Origin of the sequence: Desulfitibacter sp. BRH_c19, assembly GCA_001515945.1 — a bacterium.
Taxonomy (GTDB): Bacteria; Bacillota; DSM-16504; order Desulfitibacterales; family Desulfitibacteraceae; genus Desulfitibacter.
On the sequence record LOER01000005.1, the window covers coordinates 1 to 20,956 of the forward strand.

General features: G+C 36.6%; 20 protein-coding genes and 1 pseudogene. 1 reads left to right on the forward strand and 20 read right to left on the reverse strand.

Annotation, left to right across the window (positions count from 1 at the left end):
• Window positions 1–700: 700 nt before the first annotated feature.
• From APF76_01860 to APF76_01875, 4 genes are all read right to left on the reverse strand, one after another.
• Window positions 701–1,717, reverse strand: coding sequence for a hypothetical protein (locus APF76_01860; GenBank protein KUO53242.1), 1,017 nt, complete (start codon window positions 1,715–1,717; stop codon window positions 701–703).
• A gap of 121 nt (window positions 1,718–1,838) precedes the next feature.
• Complete coding sequence (locus APF76_01865) at window positions 1,839–3,464, reverse strand: hydroxylamine reductase (protein KUO53243.1); 1,626 nt, start codon at window positions 3,462–3,464, stop codon at window positions 1,839–1,841.
• A gap of 405 nt (window positions 3,465–3,869) precedes the next feature.
• Entirely contained in the window at window positions 3,870–4,592 is a 723-nt protein-coding gene (locus tag APF76_01870; protein KUO53244.1) for a hypothetical protein, read from the reverse strand.
• 6 nt (window positions 4,593–4,598) lie between these two features.
• Window positions 4,599–4,874, reverse strand: coding sequence for a hypothetical protein (locus tag APF76_01875; protein KUO53245.1), 276 nt, complete (start codon window positions 4,872–4,874; stop codon window positions 4,599–4,601).
• A gap of 212 nt (window positions 4,875–5,086) precedes the next feature.
• On the opposite strand from APF76_01875, the gene APF76_01880 reads away from it, so the two are divergent.
• Window positions 5,087–6,310, forward strand: coding sequence for an MFS transporter (locus tag APF76_01880; GenBank protein KUO53246.1), 1,224 nt, complete (start codon window positions 5,087–5,089; stop codon window positions 6,308–6,310).
• Window positions 6,311–6,462: 152 nt separating this feature from the next.
• Here APF76_01880 and APF76_01885 read toward each other — a convergent pair whose 3' ends face one another.
• From APF76_01885 to APF76_01960, 16 genes and pseudogenes are all read right to left on the reverse strand, one after another.
• Entirely contained in the window at window positions 6,463–8,820 is a 2,358-nt protein-coding gene (locus APF76_01885; protein KUO53247.1) for a glycyl radical enzyme, read from the reverse strand.
• 4 nt (window positions 8,821–8,824) lie between these two features.
• On the reverse strand, window positions 8,825–9,703 hold the full coding sequence (locus APF76_01890) for a radical SAM protein (protein ID KUO53248.1): 879 nt from the start codon (window positions 9,701–9,703) through the stop codon (window positions 8,825–8,827).
• Window positions 9,704–9,721: 18 nt separating this feature from the next.
• A complete protein-coding gene (locus tag APF76_01895) occupies window positions 9,722–10,426 on the reverse strand; it encodes an ABC transporter ATP-binding protein (GenBank protein ID KUO53257.1) in 705 nt (234 codons plus the stop codon).
• A gap of 8 nt (window positions 10,427–10,434) precedes the next feature.
• Entirely contained in the window at window positions 10,435–11,214 is a 780-nt protein-coding gene (locus APF76_01900) for an ABC transporter ATP-binding protein (protein KUO53249.1), read from the reverse strand.
• A gap of 15 nt (window positions 11,215–11,229) precedes the next feature.
• Complete coding sequence (locus APF76_01905; protein KUO53258.1) at window positions 11,230–12,135, reverse strand: branched-chain amino acid ABC transporter permease; 906 nt, start codon at window positions 12,133–12,135, stop codon at window positions 11,230–11,232.
• A 113-nt stretch (window positions 12,136–12,248) separates the two neighbouring features.
• Window positions 12,249–13,166, reverse strand: a complete 918-nt coding sequence (locus tag APF76_01910; GenBank protein ID KUO53250.1) for an ABC transporter permease — start codon at window positions 13,164–13,166, stop codon at window positions 12,249–12,251.
• 78 nt (window positions 13,167–13,244) lie between these two features.
• Window positions 13,245–14,411, reverse strand: coding sequence for a branched chain amino acid ABC transporter substrate-binding protein (locus APF76_01915; protein KUO53259.1), 1,167 nt, complete (start codon window positions 14,409–14,411; stop codon window positions 13,245–13,247).
• Between the two features lie 40 nt (window positions 14,412–14,451).
• Window positions 14,452–15,477 (reverse strand): proline racemase, encoded by a 1,026-nt coding sequence (locus tag APF76_01920; GenBank protein KUO53251.1) that lies wholly within the window; start codon window positions 15,475–15,477, stop codon window positions 14,452–14,454.
• A gap of 68 nt (window positions 15,478–15,545) precedes the next feature.
• Window positions 15,546–16,517: a hypothetical protein gene (locus tag APF76_01925; GenBank protein ID KUO53252.1), complete on the reverse strand. Its 972-nt coding sequence runs from the start codon at window positions 16,515–16,517 to the stop codon at window positions 15,546–15,548.
• A 164-nt stretch (window positions 16,518–16,681) separates the two neighbouring features.
• Entirely contained in the window at window positions 16,682–17,128 is a 447-nt protein-coding gene (locus APF76_01930; GenBank protein ID KUO53253.1) for a hypothetical protein, read from the reverse strand.
• On the reverse strand, window positions 17,128–17,538 hold the full coding sequence (locus APF76_01935; GenBank protein KUO53254.1) for a hypothetical protein: 411 nt from the start codon (window positions 17,536–17,538) through the stop codon (window positions 17,128–17,130). Before APF76_01935 ends, APF76_01930 begins: the two co-directional genes overlap by 1 nt.
• A gap of 77 nt (window positions 17,539–17,615) precedes the next feature.
• Window positions 17,616–18,035 (reverse strand): hypothetical protein, encoded by a 420-nt coding sequence (locus tag APF76_01940; GenBank protein KUO53255.1) that lies wholly within the window; start codon window positions 18,033–18,035, stop codon window positions 17,616–17,618.
• A 14-nt stretch (window positions 18,036–18,049) separates the two neighbouring features.
• Window positions 18,050–19,246: a hypothetical protein gene (locus APF76_01945; GenBank protein KUO53260.1), complete on the reverse strand. Its 1,197-nt coding sequence runs from the start codon at window positions 19,244–19,246 to the stop codon at window positions 18,050–18,052.
• A gap of 199 nt (window positions 19,247–19,445) precedes the next feature.
• Window positions 19,446–19,895, reverse strand: a complete 450-nt coding sequence (locus APF76_01950) for a hypothetical protein (protein KUO53256.1) — start codon at window positions 19,893–19,895, stop codon at window positions 19,446–19,448.
• 81 nt (window positions 19,896–19,976) lie between these two features.
• Window positions 19,977–20,198 (reverse strand): annotated as a pseudogene (locus APF76_01955).
• A gap of 293 nt (window positions 20,199–20,491) precedes the next feature.
• The coding region (locus APF76_01960; protein ID KUO53261.1) for a transposase at window positions 20,492–20,956 on the reverse strand (465 nt) is incomplete at its 5' end.

Genomic DNA, 20,956 nt, shown 5'->3' on the forward strand with positions numbered 1-20,956 from the left:
CGCCAGTAGTTCTAGCATTGTGTCTTTTGCAATGCGTAGAAATACCAGTGCAAAGCCGCCAGTAGTTCTAGCATTGTGTCTTTTGCAATGCGTAGAAATACCAGTGCAAAGCCGCCAGTAGTTCTAGCATTGTGTCTTTTGCAATGCGTAGAAATACCAGTGCAAAGCCGCCAGTAGTTCTAGCATTGTGTCTTTTGCAATGCGTAGAAATACCAGTGCAAAGCCGCCAGTAGTTCTAGCATTGTGTCTTTTGCAATGCGTAGAAATACCAGTGCAAAGCCGCCAGTAGTTCTAGCATTGTGTCTTTTGCAATGCGTAGAAATACCAGTGCAAAGCCGCCAGTAGTTCTAGTATTGTGTCTTTTGCAATGCATAGAAATACCAGTACTATAGTGCGCCAAGTCCTTGACGCAGGTGGAAGCCTTAGTCTTTGTGAATACTATCTACCTTGTTTGAACTTATAGTTTCTGATAGTATAAAAAATCCTAGGCTATGAGGGATGAGCAAAAAAACTCATCACCTCTCATAGCCTAGGACAATTTTAAGGTTGCCTGGTCGAAACGCTCCATCCATATTACGGAGCTTATACGAGAGACGAAAACTAATTGGTAATGTTTAAAACAAAATCTTCTCTTACTTATAATTATATTATACATTCAGAACTTATCAACCTAAAACTTTTAAAAAAACAGATAATTTCACTAAACCTGTTCTTTAAAATGGTCTGCAACCTGGTTTAGAAGCCTATAGGAATTTTCCACAGTCTTTACACCATCATTATTTATAAGACAACAACGGGCTGGTGCTAACCAAGCCTGGGATAAGATTTGTTTACGAGACACTCCTGACTGCTCTAAGTAATTCCACATGCTTTCAAGTTTATTAACAATACTATTAAAATCTTCCAGATCATATTCTTCTTTTAAGGTTGGTGTTATACCCCAAGAAATTATTCCGCCTTTATCCAAAAAGCTTTTTATTTCATTCTTATAACGAGTAAAAATATGCCCCCAAGCTAGTGTATCAATGGATAAAATATTTAGGTCCAATTGTAGTAAAAATGACCAATCTGGATTACCACACAAGTGAACTCCCTTTGGCCCCTCAAATTTGGTTAAAAACTCTTTATAGTCATTTAATGCGTTATTACTTGCATAACCAGTCATGGCCATAAAAATCATTTGAAGACCTGGCTCATCAACCCATACAAAAGGGCGCGGGTGGATATGCTTCATTTGATTATACTGAGCCTGTATTTTTTTTGCAATAAAATCAAATATTACTTCCCGAACTTCCTGATGGTAAATCATTGGCTTTTTATCTTCATCCATGATTTTTAACCCATAGCTTATAGGCCCTATTGTTTGCCCTCTTATATATCCATAAGCTGACAGATCCTGCTCCAAAAATCTATGAAAATAGGCTGAATACTCTTCTGACATCTGAAAATACTTTTCATTATCCCAGTTTTCCAACAACTGATCTATCTCATTATAGAACTTACTTAAAGAAAAGCTTATGCTTTTGTTCTTTTGATCAAGAATAATTCCTGGAAACCTTTCCGATATTTGAGCATACATATCTTCATAAAAGCTTGTCTTGGGTAATTGAGGCCAAAAAGGGATATCCATCGATAGGGATAACTCAAGAGCACCTTCTATCTCTTCATGGGGTAATATCCCCATAGCCGTTGTTTGACAGTTTCCCTTTAGTTTCATGTGGAAAACCCTCTCTTTTGAAATTTGGTTTATAAAACACGCCTCCATATTATGATAAAGTGACTCTAATTGCTGTCTTTTTATTATATAATTATCTAGGAAGGCGTGTTCTATATATTTATTACTTTAATATTGCATCTAAATCTTCATCTGGTGTTGAAATTGGTTTAATATTAAAGTTTTTGACCAAAACATCTAAAACATTAGGAGTTATAAATGCTGGTAAGCTGGGTCCTAACCTGATGTTTTTAATGTTCAGATGAAGTAATGTCAGTAAAATTGCTACTGCCTTTTGCTCATACCAGGATAACACTAGAGACAACGGAAGATCATTTACATCACACTCAAAAACTTCAGATAAGGCAACTGCTACCTTTATGGCAGAGTATGCGTCATTACATTGGCCCATATCTAGCAAGCGTGGGATTCCCCCTATGTCGCCTAACTTCTTATCAAAGAAACGGAATTTCCCACAGGCTAGTGTTAGCACAATAGTATCCGCAGGAGTCTTCTCCACAAATTCAGTATAGTAACTGCGACCTGGTTTTGCACCATCACAACCACCAACTAAAAAGATATGCTTCAGGGCACCAGATTTCACAGCTTCAACAACTTTATCTGCCACACCTAATACTGCATCTCGGGCAAAGCCCACCATAACTGTGCCCTTATTCTCATCAGAAGTGAAACCCTCCATTGACAATGCCTTTTCTATGACTGGTGCAAAGTTTTCATCATTTATGTATTGTACCCCTGGAAAACCAACTGTTCCTGCTGTGAAAATATTGTCCTTGTAACTTTCAACAGGCTTCATTATGCAGTTGGTTGTCATGAGAATGGCACCAGGAAAATCAGCAAACTCTTTCTTCTGATTCTGCCAAGCAGTACCATAATGGCCATAAAAATGACTATATTTTTTCAATTTGGGATATCCATGAGTTGGTAGCATTTCACCATGGGTATAAACGTAAATTTCTCTATTCTCTGTTTGTATTAATAGTTCTTCCAAATCCCTCAGATCATGTCCTGAAACAAGAATACATTTACCCTCTTTATGGCCAAGAGGAACTTCTGTAGGCACAGGACTACCATATTTGCCTGTATTAGCTCTATCCAAAATTTCCATTGCTATGAGGTTTGCTTCTCCACATCTAAGTACTAAGCCTACCCAATCATTTAACCCAAGGCTTTTGTTTGATATAGAAGCCAAGGCTTCATGTAAAAATGCGTATACTCTGTCATCTTCTTGCCCTAGTATGTAAGCATGGTTTGTATAGGCAGCGACACCTTTACAACCAAAAAGGAGTGTCATCTGTAAAGATTTAATATCTTCCTGTGCTTCATGATCAATTGGTAACCCTACTCGCTCGCCTTCCATTATTAAAGATGCTAAGTCGGTAGCCACTCTCTTCCCAATAGGTCTATCAAGATCCTTGCCACCACCAGCTTCTTTAACCTTTACTGATAACTTTTCTGTAAGATCTCCACACTTAAAAATATACTTCTTAAAACGTTCTTCATCAAAATTCACATTAGTTAATGTACTAAATAGGCCTTCACATGTAAAACGGTTAACCTCTTGATCCACCACCCCAAGCTTTCTTCCTTCATTAGCCCAAATGGACAGTTCCCTAATAGAATGGAGTAGCAAGTCTTGAAGTGCTGCAACTTGCGGTTTTTTTCCACATACTCCAGATACAGTACAGCCTGTTCCTTTAGCAGTTTGTTCACACTGATTACAAAACATTAATTCTCATCTCCCCTCAATCTTTTATATATAGTAATTTATGGACCTTTTTAGTCCACAAAATTTATAACCATGTATATGTTTTTCTCTTGCTTCCTTTTCTTGAATTGTAAAAGACATTCCTTTTAAAACAGGAAAACTTCAAAAAAAAACCACATTTATCCGATGGCTAACTACCGCTAAGCCCCTAGATAACGGTTTTCCCTAAAAGATTAGCTCAGGTACGCCAAACAAGTTAGCAAGTTTCGCTCTATAATATTCAGATGGAGTCATTCAGTGAAACTTAGTTCAGGTGCTTTTCCCTGAACTCTAGTTGAACTAATCCTGTGGGAAACTCCACCTGAATAAAGAATCCTGTTTATCCTAAATAAGATTTAGGTAATATGTTATTTATAGAAACCTTAATTAATATTGTATTCTTGAATAATAAGCCCTTGTTACCACCTTGGGAACTAATGAAATATTGTCTTTTTGTAAGCAATACTTTATGTCTTTATGAAGACCTAGTGCAACTAATTCCTGCCCATGGGGTGTTTTTTCCAAAATACCCTCAATGTTTTTTTCTAACAGCATATATAAGCTTATAGCTTTTTGACATTCTTCAGATAACGAAGACCTAGGACATGCTTTGGAAATAAGAAGAGCTATATATCCCGCAAGTAAGTAATCCTCTAGCGAGAGTGCTCCTTTTGTACCTGCACAGGCTAATACAACCTCATTTTTATCATTGAGGTAACTAATTACGGACCTAGCATTCAAAAAAGAACAAATAATGGTATCCTTGGCATGAATACATAAATTGATTAAGGCAGTCCCATTGGTTGTAGTAAAGATAAGTACTTTATTCAGTATCTTTTCGGGGATATATTCTCTAGGTGAGTTACCAAAATCAAAACCAGATAGCTTTTGTTTGTTTCGTTCTCCACCAAGAACAGCTTTTGTTCCTAGCTGTTTCTTTAAAATGAGTGCTTCTTCCGGTGTTGAGACAGCTACTATTTCTTTGCAACCATGTTCCAAAGCAGTAACCATGGTAGAAGTTGCTCTTAACACATCTATTACGATCACGGTCTTTCCAGATAATTTGATTGGTATTACTTCTTCTTTTTTAATTATAAGACTTACATTCATTAAACATTACCCCTTGTTAGCTCCATAAAATATTAGCAAAACACCTAGTGTAATAATAAACATCTTTGAGGATGGCATCTTTCCAGCCATACCAAACAATCCCAAGGCCATTACACTCATTAAAATAATCGGCCCTACAAATGCTAATACTGCATTAATTTTTAAAGCTGTCTCTACTCTGTTAAATTTTAGCATTATAAGAGCGGCACTTAACTCTATCATACAAGACAAAATTCTTATTAAAGCCATACCTACCACTACTTTATCTTTAACCAAAAACATTTTTTCCCTCCCAATTGTCTTATTAGACAACTCTATTCTAGAATATATGTTCAAATTATCTAAGTTAGAATTACCAGGTTTTCTCCGTATATGAAGTTTCTTCAGAGGAAAAGCTAAGTGAAGAATTATGGTGAAAAAAAGCTAACTTGATAGGAATAGTAATATTTAAAAGCTAATATAATCTAGTCAATTAAAGTGGAGGTCAAAATAGCATGAAAAAGAAAATGATATTACCTTTTACGGTTTTATGTGCTGTACCCTTCATCATGGTTTTAGGAAACTCCATGCTAATCCCCTTATTGCCAGCCATGAGAGCTGAAATGAATTTGACATTGTTTCAAGTAGGACTTATCATTACCGCTTTTTCAGTACCAGCAGGGATTGTTATTCCAATTGCAGGCTATTTTTCCGATCAGTTGGGTAGAAAGGTTATTATCGCTCCTGCCTTAATAATTTATGGGGCCGGTGGCCTAATAGCTGGAGCATCTGCACTACTTATGGCACAGCCATACATAATTATTATGGTTGGTAGGGTGATACAAGGCATTGGTGCAGGTGGAACATATCAGTTAGCAATGGCTTTAACAGGGGATATTTTTCAAAGCAATGAAAGGGCAAAGGCTTTAGGAATATTAGAAGCTGCAAATGGCCTAGGTAAAGTAGTAAGCCCAATTACAGGGGCTGCTCTAGGACTCTTAATATGGTTTGCACCATTTTTTGCCTACGGTTTTCTTGCAATACCAATAGCCTTTGCAGTATGGTTCATGGTAAAGGAACCTGAGAAAAGCCAAAAACAAAAGGTATCGAAATCCCAATACTTAAAGGAACTTAAGACAATATTTAAAGATAAGGGAATGTCACTTTTAGCATGTTTTCTGGCCGGCTCAGTAGTACTATTTATTCTATTTGGTGTATTAAGTTACATTTCAGATATTCTTGAACAGCAGTATCAAATTCGTGGAATAGCAGCAGGACTTCTTATTGCCATACCCGTCGCATCTATGGCAGTTACAGCATATTTATCCGGTCTGATACTGCAAAAGCAAATAGGTAATGTACTAAAATATGTAACCTTAGGTGGTCTAACAGTTCTCGGAGTTTCCATGGCAATAATAGCCTTTGTTACAAACATCTATTTTCTATTTGTTGCATTAGTAGTAATGGGTATAGGCACAGGTTCAGTTCTGCCTGCCATTAATACACTAATAACAAGTGCAGCTGAAACATCAGAGAGAGGAATAATAACCTGTCTATATGGTTCCACACGTTTTTTTGGTGTAGCTATGGGTCCACCTACTTTTGGACTTGTAACAGAAATAGGTAAACTCCCCTTATTTTTAGGAGCAAGCGGACTTGTTATAGTTTCAATCGTACTTGGATTTATTTTAATCAAATCGAAAGCATTACTTCCTCCAAAACTTTTACAGGGAAGCTAATAATTGTCATAATATCTTGATAGGAAAATAATAATACTAGTAATACCGGTAGATAGCATAGCAATTATCTTTCTACCGATAAAATATAGAAGTCGCTTAAAAAAGCGGCTTCTATTGCTTGAACAAAGCATATTTTCTAAAATACGAGTTCACTAAAAAGCAGAATGCTCTGTTCTGTTTATTATTTCATCCTGTAGAGCCTTGCTTAGATCACAGAAGTAATCACTATAGCCAGCTACCCGTACAATCAAATCTTTATATTTTTCAGGCTCTTCTTGTGCTTTAAGAAGTGTTTTCTTGTCAACTACATTAAACTGGATATGGTGTCCATCTAATTTAAAATAGGACCTTACTAAATGTAACAGGTTAGTAATACCTTCTTCCCCTTGTAACACATTAGGTGTAAATTTTTGATTTAGAAGAGTTCCACCAGTAAGTACCTGATCAATTTTACTTGCTGACTTAATAACAGCAGTCGGTCCATTTCTATCGGCACCCTGTACAGGTGACATGCCTTCTGATAATGGTTCATAGGCTTTCCTACCATCTGAAGTTGCTCCTATAACTGATCCAAAGTAAACGTGGCATGTTGTGGGCAGTAAATTTATTCTATATACTCCACCCTTTGTATTAGGTCTTCCGTTAACCTCTGCATAGTATGATTGGAAAATTGAATTCATTACTTCATCAGCATAATCATTATCATTGCCATACTTTGGAGTTTTATTTATTAAAACTTGTCGTACCTTTTCATTACCTTCAAAGTTATTATTTAATACTGATAGTATTTCCTTTAAGGTAAAAGTTTTCTTATCATAGACATGATATTTTACTGCAGTCATTGTATCAGTTAAGCTACCAAGTCCTACACCCTGAATGTAGTTAGTATTATATCTCGGCCCACCATTATTATAATCTCTAGCCTTTTTAATACAGTCATCAATGAGGATTGACAAAAAGGGTGCTGGTAAATAGTTGGCATATAGTCTTTCTATAACATTATTACCTCTGATCTTTATATCAATAAAGTGATTAAGCTGTTTTTGATAAGCTTCAAACAAATCCTCGAATGTTGCAAAATCATCCGGGTTACCAGTTTGCAACCCTATTATCTTCCCGGTACGTGGGTCAAGACCGTTGTTAAGGGTTATTTCAAATACCTTCACAAGATTAAAATAACCAGTTAGAATATATGCCTCCTTACCAAATGCACCTGTTTCCACACAACCGCTTGCGCCGCCATTTCTTGCATCTTTTATTGTTTTACCCTGATTAATCAACTCTTTTACAATCATATCGGCATTAAATATGGACGGCTGACCCCAACCATTTCTAACAATTTGCAGAGACCTCTTTAAAAATAGATCCGGACTTTTCTTACTGACTTGAATATTTGTACTAGGCTGCAATAGCCTCATTTTATCAATTACATCTAACACAATATATGTTACTTCATTTACTCCATCTGAGCCATCAGGTTTTAATCCTCCTGAGTTTATGTTAGAAAAATCTGTATAGGTCCCACTCTCTTCAGCAGTTACACCTACCTTTGGAGGTGCAGGCTGATTATTAAATTTAATCCAAAAGCATTGCAGGAGTTCTTCTGCCTGTTCTCTGGTAATTGAGCCATCTTTTATTTGTTTTTTATAAAATGGAAATAGATGTTGGTCAAGCCTACCAGGACAAAATGCATCCCAAGTATTTAGCTCTACGATAACTCCCAGATGTACAAACCAATATGCTTGTAGGGCTTCCCAAAAATTTCTAGGTGCATTAGCAGGAACATAATCACAAACTTCAGCTATTTGTTCTAGTTCTAGTTTTCTTTGTGGATTAATTTCATTTTTTGCCAACTCCCTGGCTTTCTGACTATAGCGTTTTGCAAAAGCAATTATAGCTTTAGCACATATCTTCATTGCTTTTAGCTCTTCACGTTTTGTATAAGCTTTAGGATCATTCAGATAATCTATGCTTTTACTACTTTCGTCAATATCTTTTATGAAATCTAAAAAGCCCTTATGATAAATCTTATCATCAAGGACAGTATGCCCTGGAGCCCTTTGCTCCATAAACTCTGTAAAAATGCCAGCCTCATAAGCATCCTTCCACTGTTCAGTCATTTCACTAAACAGAATTTCGCGCATTGTTCTGCCCTTCCAAAAGGGTTCGATGGTATCTTTATATATTGACTTTTCTTTATCACTTACTCGAAAGGGTATTTTATCCCTTGAATTTAGAATATCTAAATCTTCCTGTGAATGGGAACATATTTCAGGATACGTATATGTAGCTTTAGGAGCAGGTCCTCTCTCTCCTACAATTAGTTCTCCCTGATTAATACATATTTCTTTATTTTCGAGAATGTATTTAAAAGAGAGTGCTCGACGAACAGGCACGGAGATACTCACATCATTTTTATAAAAGTTGGTAATCAGCTCCGCCCTTTCCGTAGATATGCAGGGAACAGCATCAAGGCTCTGTTGATGTAATTTAAACACTCTTTGATTCATGTTATCAACCCCCAATTTTGATTTGCAAACCAAACTCCTTCAACGGTTCCATAACAGTATCAATTAACTCTGCTGATGGAGTATGAATTGTGGATAACATACATTCTTTTTGCAGCCGATTATATTTATCATTTCCAATTCTATGATATGGAAGGATATTTAACCTTTTGATACCCCTTAAAGAATTTATAAATTCTCCCATTGCTAATATATTTTCTTTGTCATCATTAATTCCTGGAATAAGAGGAAATCTTATATTTATATTGTCATGAACTTTACTTAATTCCATAAGATTTTCTATAATTATACTATTAGAAACCCCTGTATATTTCTTGTGCTTTTCATCATCCATTAATTTTAGATCATATAGAAACAAATCTATTTTTTTGCTAATTTCTAATAAAGTTTTTGTATCAACATAGCCTGTTGTATCAAGACATGTGTGAATCTCTTTTTGTTTACAAAGATCCAATACTTCTCTTAAAAAATCAGCTTGCATTAAAGGTTCGCCACCAGAAAATGTAACTCCCCCTCGTGATTCATCATAAAACACCATGTCCTGTTCTATTTTCTCTAGGACTTCTTGAGCTGCAACTCTTTTTCCTACTAACTCCCTTGCACCAGCAGGACATACATCTATACAATTCCCGCACATAGTACACGTTGCTCTAGATAAAAGGCCACTAGGACATGCTTTTTCGCAGTCCTTGCAGCCTATACATTTATTATCCCACAACATAATTTCGGATTTAATAGATTGGCTCTCTGGGTTATGACACCACCAGCAATTTAACGGACATCCCTTTAAAAAAACAGTCGTACGTATTCCCGGCCCATCATGTATTGCATATTTCATAATGTCAAAGATAATTCCAGATGTCACCCATCTCAACCCCCGTCTTTAATGACCTAGATAAGCCTTAACTATACTCTCATCTTTACTTAATACTGAAGCATCACCTTCCATGACTATGCTTCCTGTCTCTAATACATATCCCCTGTGAGCTAGTTTTAAAGCTACCTTTGCATTTTGCTCTACTAGTAAAATCGTAGTGCCTTGTTCATTTATTTGCTTGATTATATTCATAATACCCTGAACTATAATTGGTGCAAGTCCCATGGATGGTTCATCAAGAAGAAGCACCTTTGGGTTTACCATCAATGCCCTGCCTATAGCAAGCATCTGCTGCTCTCCACCTGATAAAAACCCTCCCATTTGCTTATGCCTTTCTTTAAGAACAGGAAATAATTCAAAAACGTTTTCAATCCTCATTTTTCTTTCACTATCATCCTTTAGTGTAAAGGATCCTAACTCAAGGTTTTCACGTACTGTTAACTCCTTAAATATCCTCCGACCCTCAGGAACATGAATTACACCCATTTCAACAACCTTATGCGGTTCAACCTTAGTTATGTCTACCCCCATAAATTCTACAGACCCTGAACATGCAGGTATTAAACTAGATATAGTTTTAAGAGTAGTACTCTTACCTGCACCATTAGCTCCCAAAAGAGTAACTATTTCACCTTTACGTACTTCCAGATTTATCCCCTTAAGAGCATAAATCTGCCCGTAGCGTGTTTCAAGATTTTTCAGAGAAAGAATTATTTCACTCATACTGCATCTTCCTCCTCTTCTTTTCCTAAATATGCTTCAATTACTCTAGGGTTGTTTTGCACTTCCTGTGCTGTACCTTCAGCTATCTTTATACCATAGTCAAGAACAAAGACTTTCTCCGATATCTTCATAACGAGACCCATATCATGCTCAATCAAAAATACAGTTATTTTTCTCTTATCACGTATTCTTCTAATTAATTCAATTAATTGTTCTTTTTCATCATGATTTAACCCAGCTGCTGGCTCATCCAGTAATAAGAGCTTTGGTTGTGTAGCTAGTGCTCTAGCCCATTCAATTCTTCTCTGATCACCATAAGGTAAATTTCTTGCCAGTCTATCTTTCTTATCAAGAATTCCAACAAAATCTAGACATTCTTCCGACACTTCCCTAATTCTCTTCTCTTCCTGTCTTTGGTTAGGGGTTTTAAAAATGGCTCCAACAACTCCTGCATTCCCTCGACAATGCATTCCAGACATGACATTTTCCATAACAGTAAGATTTTTAAATAATCGTAAGTTTTGGAAGGTTCGTGCCATGCCTAAATGAGTTATTTTATGAGGCTTTTTGTTCATTAAGCTTTGACCTTCAAAAAGAATATCTCCTTCATTAGGCTTATAAAAGCCAGTTAAACAATTAAAAGCCGAGGTTTTTCCTGCCCCATTTGGACCTATTAGACTCTTAATTGTACCTTCTTCTATTTTAAAGGACATATTGTTGATTGCAATTAAGCCACCGAAACGTAGTGTAATATCATTAACTTCTAATAATGCCATAACTCATCACCCCTTTCAAGTTCGCCGATCCGGCCAGATTCCCTGGGGACGGTAGATCATAATCACGAGCAAAATAACCGCAAAAATCAACATTCTATATTGACCGATTCCTCTAAACACTTCAGGAAAAATAGTCACAATCAGAGCACCTAAAACAACACCCGGAATTTTACCCATTCCACCAAGAACAACAGCTAGGAGAATCATTACAGAATGAATAAACATAAATGATTCAGGTGATATTGCCGTCATTTTTACCGCCATAAAGGACCCTGCTATGGCGCCAAAAACAGAACCAATAATAAAAGCATATAATCTAACTGCTACAACATTTATACCCATAGCCTCTGCAGCATCTTCATCTTCCCTTATATATTGCCAAGACCTACCAAGTCTTGAATGATATAGCCTGTATGAAATAAATATTGCTATTACTGCCAAAATAAAAAACATATAATAGAAATGAGTAATCTGATTTAATGTAATACCAAAGAGAACAGGTCTCTCAATACCTATAAGACCACTAGCACCACCTGTTATCTCAAGGTTTCTAGCAACAAGTCTTGTGATTTCCCCAAATCCTAGTGTAACTATTGCTAGATAATCACTTCTAAGTCTTAACGTAGGACCACCAATAATCAATCCTGCAACAATAGCTGCCATTGCACTAAAGGGTAGGGTCATCCAAAAATTGAAACCAAATTGGGAACTTAAAATACCAGTTGTATAGGCTCCAACGGCGAAAAAAGCTGCATAGCCCAAGCTAAGAAGTCCCGCAAATCCAACAATAATATTTAGTCCAAGGCATACCACTATATAAAACCAAGCATTTGTTAATACTTCTTGAGTATATTTGGAAGCCGTCTGGGGTAGAAAAAGCACCACGGCAACTAGTAGAATTATTACACCATAACGTATCATAGGTTTATCTAATAAATCATAAACAGCATCTACTATACCACTGAATGGATTTTTATTTTTGGAATCAGGTTGCTGAGCGGGTTGTAAGCCAGGTTCTTTGTCCATCATAGTATCTACATCCTTTCGCTTTCTTTTTTGCCCAATAAACCTGTAGGCTTAAATATCAAAATTAAGATTAGGATGCCAAAGGAAAATACATCCTTCCATTCAGAACCGATAAATGGAATTTGAGTTCCAAAAGCCTCTAACAACCCCAATAATATACCTCCTAGCATGGCTCCAGGGATAATGCCAATTCCCCCTATTACCGCCGCTGTAAAGGCTTTAATCCCTATTATAAAGCCCATAAAAAAGTGGATGTTTCCATAGTATACTCCAGCCATAATTCCAGCTGCAGCAGCTAAGGAAGAACCTATAAAAAACGTCAAGGCAATCATTTTATGAACGTTTATGCCCATCAGGCGACAACAATCATGATCAAGGGAAATTGCCCTCATTGCCTTTCCATACATTGTCTTAGTAATAAACATATGAAGGATGTACATAAGCACAAAGGCTGATATTATTAAAACCACCTGGGTCTGAGTAACATAAACACTTCCCAAAGAAAAACCTTCGTATCCAAGACCTGTGGTAAATGGCTTATATTGACCCCCTGTGATAAGCATAGTTGAGTTATATAAAATCATAGAAACTGCCAAAGCAGTAATTAAAATTGAAAGTCTAGGAGCTGTAAGCATGGGTCTGTAGGCAACCCTTTGTATAAAAACACCTAATAATCCTACAATTATCATCGTAATAATCATAGCAACCATAATGCCAAGCCAAGCATTACCAATTACAGTAGTCCCTAAAAAAGTTAAAATTGTCAAGCCTACAAAAGCTCCAACCATGTATATATCAGCATGGGCGAAGTTTAATAATTTTATAATTCCATAAACCATTGAATAACCAAGCGCTACAAGACCATAAAAAGAACCTAAAAGGAGGCCATTAAATAGCTGCTGAAGAAATATTTCCTGAAAAGACATACCCTCACCCTTTCTCTAGTTGAAGTAGAAGGTGCAGGTCAAGTAGATACTTGACCTGCACTAATTAGATATTCACTATTATTCTCCTAATATCCATTTGCCACCTTCAGCCTCTAAGATAACAAAGTTACTTGTAACTAATGTCTTCTCAGGTGTAAAGCTAACTGGACCTGCAAGGGTTGGAAACTGATCTGTTGCATCTAAAGCCTCACGTATAGCATCAGGATCAAAGCTTCCTGCTTTCTCAATTGCATCTGCTAATAGACGCATTCCATCATAAGAAAGTCCTGCATATGGACCAGGTTGTGTGTTATATCTACCAACATATTCATCAATAAAACCTTGTGCTTCTGGCAAAAAGTCAACAACTGGAGGTGCTGTGCAAAAAACACCTTCGGATGCTTGGCCAGCGAGCTCTAATAATTGAACTGAACTAGAACCATCACTTACTATAATATCTCCCTGGTACCCGCCTTGACGTAGCTGTCTAATTAGAGGAGCACCTTCTGCATGGTATGCTGTCCAATAAACACCATCTGGATTTTCAGATCTGATCTTTGTAACAAGAGCTGAGAAATCCTGCTCTCCTCTGTTAATAACATCATAAGTAGCTACCGTTTTACCCTTTTCTTCCCATGCTTGTTTTGTCAAATCTGCCAGGTCAGCTGAGAAACCGTCTCCCATATGAACTAGTGAAATTGTTTCTGCTCCTAGGTGCTCAAACCACTCTACCGCTTTGGCAGCCTGGTGAAAACCAGTACCATTTATCTGGAATGCCCAGCCAGGGTTTTCCTCTGCTATAATTGTAGAGTTAGCTGCTGGTACAACCATTGGTATTTTTGCATCTCCATAGATCTTTAGTGTAGGAAGGGTTGGCCCTGAGCAGTATCCACCTACAACAGCAACAACCTCCTCAGATACTAGCTTACTTGCAGCTGCAACTGACATCTGTGGATCACAGCCGTCATCCCCTATTGTAAGCTTAATCTCCTTACCAAGTATTCCTCCTGCTGCATTTATTTCATCTGCAGCAATTTTAATAGCATCGGCCATATCCTGACCATAAGTAGCCTCACCACCTGTTGTTGGAACCATAATTCCTATTAGAACTTCTCCTTCAAATTCTTGTTCTTCGACAACTGGATCTGGTTCATCTACTGGTGGCTCTTCCCCATTTTGAGCACATCCCACAACGGCAAAAGCCAGCATTGCAATAACAAGTAACAGTACCCATTGTTTTTTAATTCTCACTAACACAACCTCCTCTTTGTTGTTTGATCTATCCTTAACTCCCTGTAATCCTAAAACCTTCTGGTAGGGGATCATCGGGATCAAGAATCCACTTGTTAAAACCCATAATTTGTGCTGTTCCACTTACTTCGGGTATTACTGCATCTAGAGTTTCTACCTTTGCAAAATCTGTTATCCATCCTTCAAATACTGTATCAATAATACTCTTATTAGTTAAAACCATTCCTTTCTGCAATAGACCCTTTCTATGTAAGAGAGCTACCCTTGCAGATGTGCCTGTACCTGTAGGAGATCTATCTATCTGAGCATCGGCAAAAATTGTAACGTTTTTGGAAACCAGGTTTCCTGAAGAATCATTTGTTACCTCATCAGTAATAATTGTTCCATAGATACCATGAAGTTCAGCCTCTATTGGATGAACTATTGCCATTTGATCCATAACTTTATATTTAATTTCCATCCCCAGCTTAACAAGCCTTTCAGAGTCTTCAGGGACTACCCTAACCCCTAACTTTTCAGCATCCACAAAAACATAGAAAGCTCCACCAAAGGCAATGTCTACACTTACATCTCCTATACCATCAACAGGTACTAGTATATTCTCAGCATATACAAAGGATGGTACATTATGAAAACTAACCTTATCAACTTTATTTCCTTTCATATGAGCAAAGGATGTAATCCTACCTGCTGGAGAGTCTATCTTAATGGTTAGTTTTTCTTCATTGCGCGCTTCTACCATTCCAGTTTCTATTGCAACCTTAGTTACTGCAATTATGCCATGCCCACACATGGTGCTATATCCTTCATTATGCATAAATAAAACTCCAAAATCACCATCTTCAGTAGTGGGAGGAGTAACTAAACATCCATACATACCACTATGCCCTCTAGGCTCAAGCATTAGAAATTTACGTAAATGGTCATAACTTTCACTTAAAGATTGTCTTTTTTCCAAAATAGTTTTTCCTGGAATGGGAGGATACCCAGAAGTAATTATTCGTAATGGTTCGCCTCCAGCATGTGCATCAATAGTACTAATAATTCTGGAAAACTCCATAATGTCATCCCCTTATCTAGCTTCATTTAGTATACCTATATATTATTATACAACCTGATTCTTTAATTTCATAGAACCAATTCTTGTCCTAATCCTTTCTCTATTGCCTTCTCATATACTACCTGAGAGACTATTAGATCAAAAAGTGCCATGCCAACAGATTTTAAGAAGGTGGTTTTCTTTCTCACAATATCTTTGCCTTCTTCTGGAGACAACATAAAACTTCCCAGTGTTTGGATTTGCTCTTGTGAAATCCACTGTTGTTCTAGCGGATATAGTACATCCCCAGATTCTTTTCTGGCATGTTCAGTATCAATATAAACCTTATCAATTAACTCATATAAAGCCTGAGGAAACTCTCTCATATTTGGCTTAAATGAACCAATGCCTACAAAATGTTTACCCTCCAGCAAGCTTTTATCTTCAGGTAAAACAGGGTTCAGAGAAGTAGTGGTTGTAATGACTATTTCTGAAGTCTCTAGTAACTCTTCCACACTAGTCGCTACATATACGTCAATATCTGGAAGATTATTTCTTACTCTTTCCTGAAGGCTTTTGCTAGATTCTTGATTAATATCAAATATATAAACAGTTGATAGTTTTCTGACTACTGATGTAGACATAATCTGATAGAAAGCTTGAACCCCAGCACCTATAATGCCAACTCTGGATGCATTTTGGGGAGCGAGATGCTTCACTCCTACCCCACCTACTGCCCCAGTCCGCAGCGCAGTTAAAACTATTCCATTAATTAATGCCACTGGAGTGCCGTTGCTTAAATCATTTAATACTACAACAGCATTTATTACTGGTATATTTGTGCCTGTATTATCAGGATAAACAGTAATAAGTTTTGTCCCAAAATAATTTTTACCAGAACAAGGCATTATCAATGATGTATTTCGACCATGATCAATATGCATTCTATCTGGCATAGTAAATTCTTTTCTTTCATATATCAAAAAGCTCTCTTCAATTGCATGTACAACGTCACTATATGTGACGCTATTTAAAACATCCTTTTCTGATAGTAAAAGCATAGTCGTTATTTCCCTTCTGTTTATTAATATGAGAATATTCAAACTATATTCCGACTGCGTATTATTACTATTATAATTTCTAGTAACTATAAACGGATACAACTTTTGGATAGCCTCAAATTAGGTATGCGCTACACTACAAAGTTAATATTGACGTATTATTACTATTCTATAGATATATGGTTTTTCCTTTTTTCTTCTCTGCCTTTTCTATAGCTATGGTGAAAGACGATTGTAGCCAGTAAGGCTATTGAAGAATCTCTTGCAACATGATAAACACCAACTAACTCCTCATCCTTGAAGCCAAAACATCCACAGCCAAAGGGCAAAACCTGCCCATAATTAACTACCATTAATCCAAAAAAGGAAACTGACATTATAAACAAGATTCCACTACTATATAACACATACCAGTTCAATATTAGAGATAATGCTGCAAGTATTTGTATCCACGGAACTAGGATAGCTAGTATGAGGGCTAGTGTATTAGGAATGGCAAAATAGTTCTCAATAACTGCTTTAAAAAGCATTGGCTCAAATATTTTGCTGACCCCAGCATATAGGTAGATAAAACCTAAAATATACCTCAAGCTTTTAAGAACCATTACCATCACCTTTCTTCAAAAAACTCTTCGTATACTTCAGCATCTTCTGGTGAACCTGCCACTCCCCCAGTTGCCTCCCCACTCTCAAAATGCAATATAACAGGGACTCCAGGAAGATCAAACTGTCTTTTATATTGATTAAAAAGGTCTTCATTTTCAAGAATATTGATTTTCACTAATTCAATCTGCTTGCCCTTAATAGCCTCGATGATTTTGGGCTCTGCAGCTTGACATTCTGTACAAGTAGGAGAATAAAAATATACATAAAATTCTTGTTCCTGCTGTAGCATTTGTGCAAAATCAGATGCTGATATATCACTATCTGTAAGATAGCTGACTCCTTGAATTTGCTGATAATATATTACAGAAGTAATGATTATCCCTAACAAAAAAATACCAAATAATACTTTTTTCATTTTTATCATCCTCATAAGCAATTTAAATATATGGATAGGTCCTTTTATTGCTTTAATTATAATAACTCCTCTAGATATTATCCAGCACTATATTCAATACAGCCATTGTTAATTTTTACATATCCTCCCGAGGAAATAATATCAAAATCCTCTTTACTGATACTTATGACAGGTAGTTTCCAACCAAAGGCAACTTGTGCAACAATGGAACCAACAGCCAATATTTTCTCGCTTTCAATATTAATGACAGCCTTTGGCGCCACACCTTGCCTTAATGCTTCCAAAATTACTCCCGCTGTGCTACTAGATCCTTTGCCCCTTGGATAAGCAAAAATCTTATCCTTAAGGCACAAACCAAAGACATCACTTTTGGGATCTACAATCTTACCTGTCTCAAAATCAAATCCACCAAAAAAACTGAATGCCTGTTGTGATACAACTAACTCCCCTTGGCAATCTCCATCTATAACTACTTTACCAATTATTCTGTTTGGCATGGCTTAACCCTCCATTATTCAACAACAGTCTCTAAGCATTTATCTAAACTAGCAAATACAACATTTAACCCTGTTCGGCCGGTGATATAGTGTGCATATTTTGCTGAGTTAGTCATTACATTTTTAAAATTCCATTTGCCAAGGTCAGTATTAACAAAACAGGTATCCTTGAATATTCTTACTCCCTTTTGCTCTAACTCAGGGATTATTCCATTAAGGGTAAGCAAATAGTGCACAGATCTACTAGTATAAACCCAGAACTCTTTATTCTCTTTTACCTTTTTACCCTTCATCAATTTAACCAATTCTAGTATTTCTGGCACAGAAGCATGAGGACAACCTATTAATACACCATCGACTTGAGTCGTCTCAATACTGGATAACTTCTCTTCTACTTCCTGAAGCATCTTTTGTGACAAATCATAAGTCTTTTCCGGTTTCCTGCCTTGAAAAGCAGTATGTTCATTTAAAGCTTCAGGAGTTATTCCGATCATATGAAACAAGGCAACAGCACCAGAAGAAGCTATAGCTGCACTAAAGGCTTTCAAGTGATCCCCTGATACCCAATGAGGAATACCTTTAATTACCGGTATCTTATCCTTAGCAATTTCCCCTACTAGATAACCTAGTACTGCAAAATAATCTGTAGTAGGTTTTAGTTTTAGATTAGAGCAGTCAAAAAGTATCTGCCCTGCTCTGTTTTCAGTTCTATGAAGACCAAACTCAGGAACTCTACCTGTTATGGCACAGCAGATATCTGTATAATCTCCATACCTTTCGGTTCTTGCTCCTATTACGGAGTTTACATAAACAATTGCATTTGATTCTGCCCAAGCTATTTGCTCGCCAAACCTAGGAACTAACCCAGACTGATATGGAGCACATGTCCATGTTGGAATTGCCCCCATGCCAAGGTAATATCCTTCCAATCTAGCGCTCATTTGCGCAAAGCTAGGGTCAACACCATGCTCCATCCAGTCATCAATATCTCTTGATGTAGCGTTTAAACTAGTTGGTACTCGCACCTTTGCTTCTAATTTATGTAGCTTTTCTGCAAATAGCAGACCAGCCTCTCCGACTGCAGCATACAAACAACCATCAATGTGCACTTGGGAAATAGGAATTAACCTTTCTGCCCCATACAATTCTCCTAGTTTTATTATGATTTCCATGGCAAGCTGTGTTCCTTTGCCTTCTTTTCCAAGCAGCATGTTTTCTTCATTTTTTGTTAATTCCAGGAGTTGCACCCCCTCAATTTTTTTGCAAAATATTAAGCCTAGTAAAATTTTGTTCTATTTATTAGTTGGAATTTCCTCTTTTGCCCAAAATATTTTGGCTGAACGAGTTACAAAAAAAATCCTGAGATTATTATACCTCAAGACTCTTTAATAGTATTTTTGCTATTTGCTGCTATTTTTTGGTGAATAGCACTTGTATGAGTACTCTGACAGCATCACTAATTATTTTGATATAGGAGATAATATCTTGAGTATTTTCTTTTACGGAACTAGCTGTTTCTATAAGGCTGATATTAACTATATCTAATGACCTGTCTACTTTGTCAGTAGTACTCTTTAAGGTTGCTGATATTGAATGAATGTTATTAATGGTGGAAGGTATGCTTTCATCGAAAATCTGCTTATTTTTTCGTAAAGAACTAGTTACTTCATTGATATTCTCAAAAGTTGAAGTGAAATTATCTATTGTTTTTTGGATATTCTCATTATTATTGGTTATTGTCTTTTTTACCTCAGATAGTATTCTATTTACTTTATTCAATGTAATTATTAAGAATATTCCAGCAACAGCTACTATACTTAAGACCAAGAATATTCCTAAGTCTTGTATGGAAATGTACATAATGCACCTACCCTAGTTGGAATTTTCTTCTGCAACTTCTTTCTTGTTTTTAAGTTGTTCAATTTTTTCATTAATTACTTCCTTACCTTCTTCTATCACTACCTTGCCTTCTTCTATTACTTCTTTTGCTTTATTTGTGATGTCTTCCCTGGTTTCTTTGCCGGATTTCGGCGCTAATAAAACACCAGCCGCTGCACCAATAGCAGTACCTACTGTCAGCCCCGCAGCTACTTTTTTAGCTGTGTCTTTCCTTTCTTCCTTCTTTTTTTCATTCTTTACTTTCTCTAAATATTCCTTTAGCATGTCTCATACCTCCTGTATAATTTTTATTGTACTTTCCTCTGGAAAAATCTTTCAATTTCTGTTTAAGTATATCATGAATACCCTTTGCTATGTATTAAGCTTAACAAAGTATATGTATCACGTCACAGATTTTCACAATAGTTCATTATAGTTTCATACTTTCTTCACATCTCGTCATCCGTAGTGCATAACAAAAAACCCTTCCTTGTATGTGAACTGCCCCCTGTCAAGTAGACAGTGGAAAAAATAAAAATCTCTGACACCAATCATTTAATTATGGATGGTGTCATTTTTTATGCTGCTGAACTGAGAAGATATTGCCTGTACTCCAAAGGTGTCATACAGTTCAACCGCTTCTGATATCGATGGTTATTGTAATACTCTATGTACTCTATAAGTGCTGCCTCTAGCTCTTCATATGTGTTAAATTTATTGAGATAATACATTTCAGACTTCATCATTCCCCAGAATGCTTCCATCGGGCCATTATCAATACACCTAGATACCCTTGACATGCTTTGTGTCATTTCTGCATCGTCTAGTTTCTTTTTAAATGACTTGCTCGTGTATTGGAAACCACGGTCAGAATGAAAGATTGGTTTAGCATCTGGATATGTCTGATGGGCCATATCAAATGTTCTAAAAACCAGTTCATTATTGTTGGAACACCCAACTACAAAAGAAACAATACTTTTATCTGCCAAATCAAGAATTGCACTAAGGTAAGCCTTGCTTTGAAGGCCATACTTCATTTCAGT

Coding starts and splice junctions, on each gene's coding strand:
- APF76_01860 (KUO53242.1), bottom strand. CDS start 1,717: ATGAAACTAAAGGGAAACTGTCAAACAACGGCTATGGGGATATTACCC.
- APF76_01865 (KUO53243.1), bottom strand. CDS start 3,464: ATGTTTTGTAATCAGTGTGAACAAACTGCTAAAGGAACAGGCTGTACT.
- APF76_01870 (KUO53244.1), bottom strand. CDS start 4,592: ATGAATGTAAGTCTTATAATTAAAAAAGAAGAAGTAATACCAATCAAA.
- APF76_01875 (KUO53245.1), bottom strand. CDS start 4,874: ATGTTTTTGGTTAAAGATAAAGTAGTGGTAGGTATGGCTTTAATAAGA.
- APF76_01880 (KUO53246.1), top strand. CDS start 5,087: ATGAAAAAGAAAATGATATTACCTTTTACGGTTTTATGTGCTGTACCC.
- APF76_01885 (KUO53247.1), bottom strand. CDS start 8,820: ATGAATCAAAGAGTGTTTAAATTACATCAACAGAGCCTTGATGCTGTT.
- APF76_01900 (KUO53249.1), bottom strand. CDS start 11,214: ATGGCATTATTAGAAGTTAATGATATTACACTACGTTTCGGTGGCTTA.
- APF76_01905 (KUO53258.1), bottom strand. CDS start 12,135: ATGATACGTTATGGTGTAATAATTCTACTAGTTGCCGTGGTGCTTTTT.
- APF76_01910 (KUO53250.1), bottom strand. CDS start 13,166: ATGTCTTTTCAGGAAATATTTCTTCAGCAGCTATTTAATGGCCTCCTT.
- APF76_01920 (KUO53251.1), bottom strand. CDS start 15,477: ATGGAGTTTTCCAGAATTATTAGTACTATTGATGCACATGCTGGAGGC.
- APF76_01925 (KUO53252.1), bottom strand. CDS start 16,517: ATGCTTTTACTATCAGAAAAGGATGTTTTAAATAGCGTCACATATAGT.
- APF76_01930 (KUO53253.1), bottom strand. CDS start 17,128: ATGGTAATGGTTCTTAAAAGCTTGAGGTATATTTTAGGTTTTATCTAC.
- APF76_01935 (KUO53254.1), bottom strand. CDS start 17,538: ATGAAAAAAGTATTATTTGGTATTTTTTTGTTAGGGATAATCATTACT.
- APF76_01940 (KUO53255.1), bottom strand. CDS start 18,035: ATGCCAAACAGAATAATTGGTAAAGTAGTTATAGATGGAGATTGCCAA.
- APF76_01945 (KUO53260.1), bottom strand. CDS start 19,246: ATGCTGCTTGGAAAAGAAGGCAAAGGAACACAGCTTGCCATGGAAATC.
- APF76_01950 (KUO53256.1), bottom strand. CDS start 19,895: ATGTACATTTCCATACAAGACTTAGGAATATTCTTGGTCTTAAGTATA.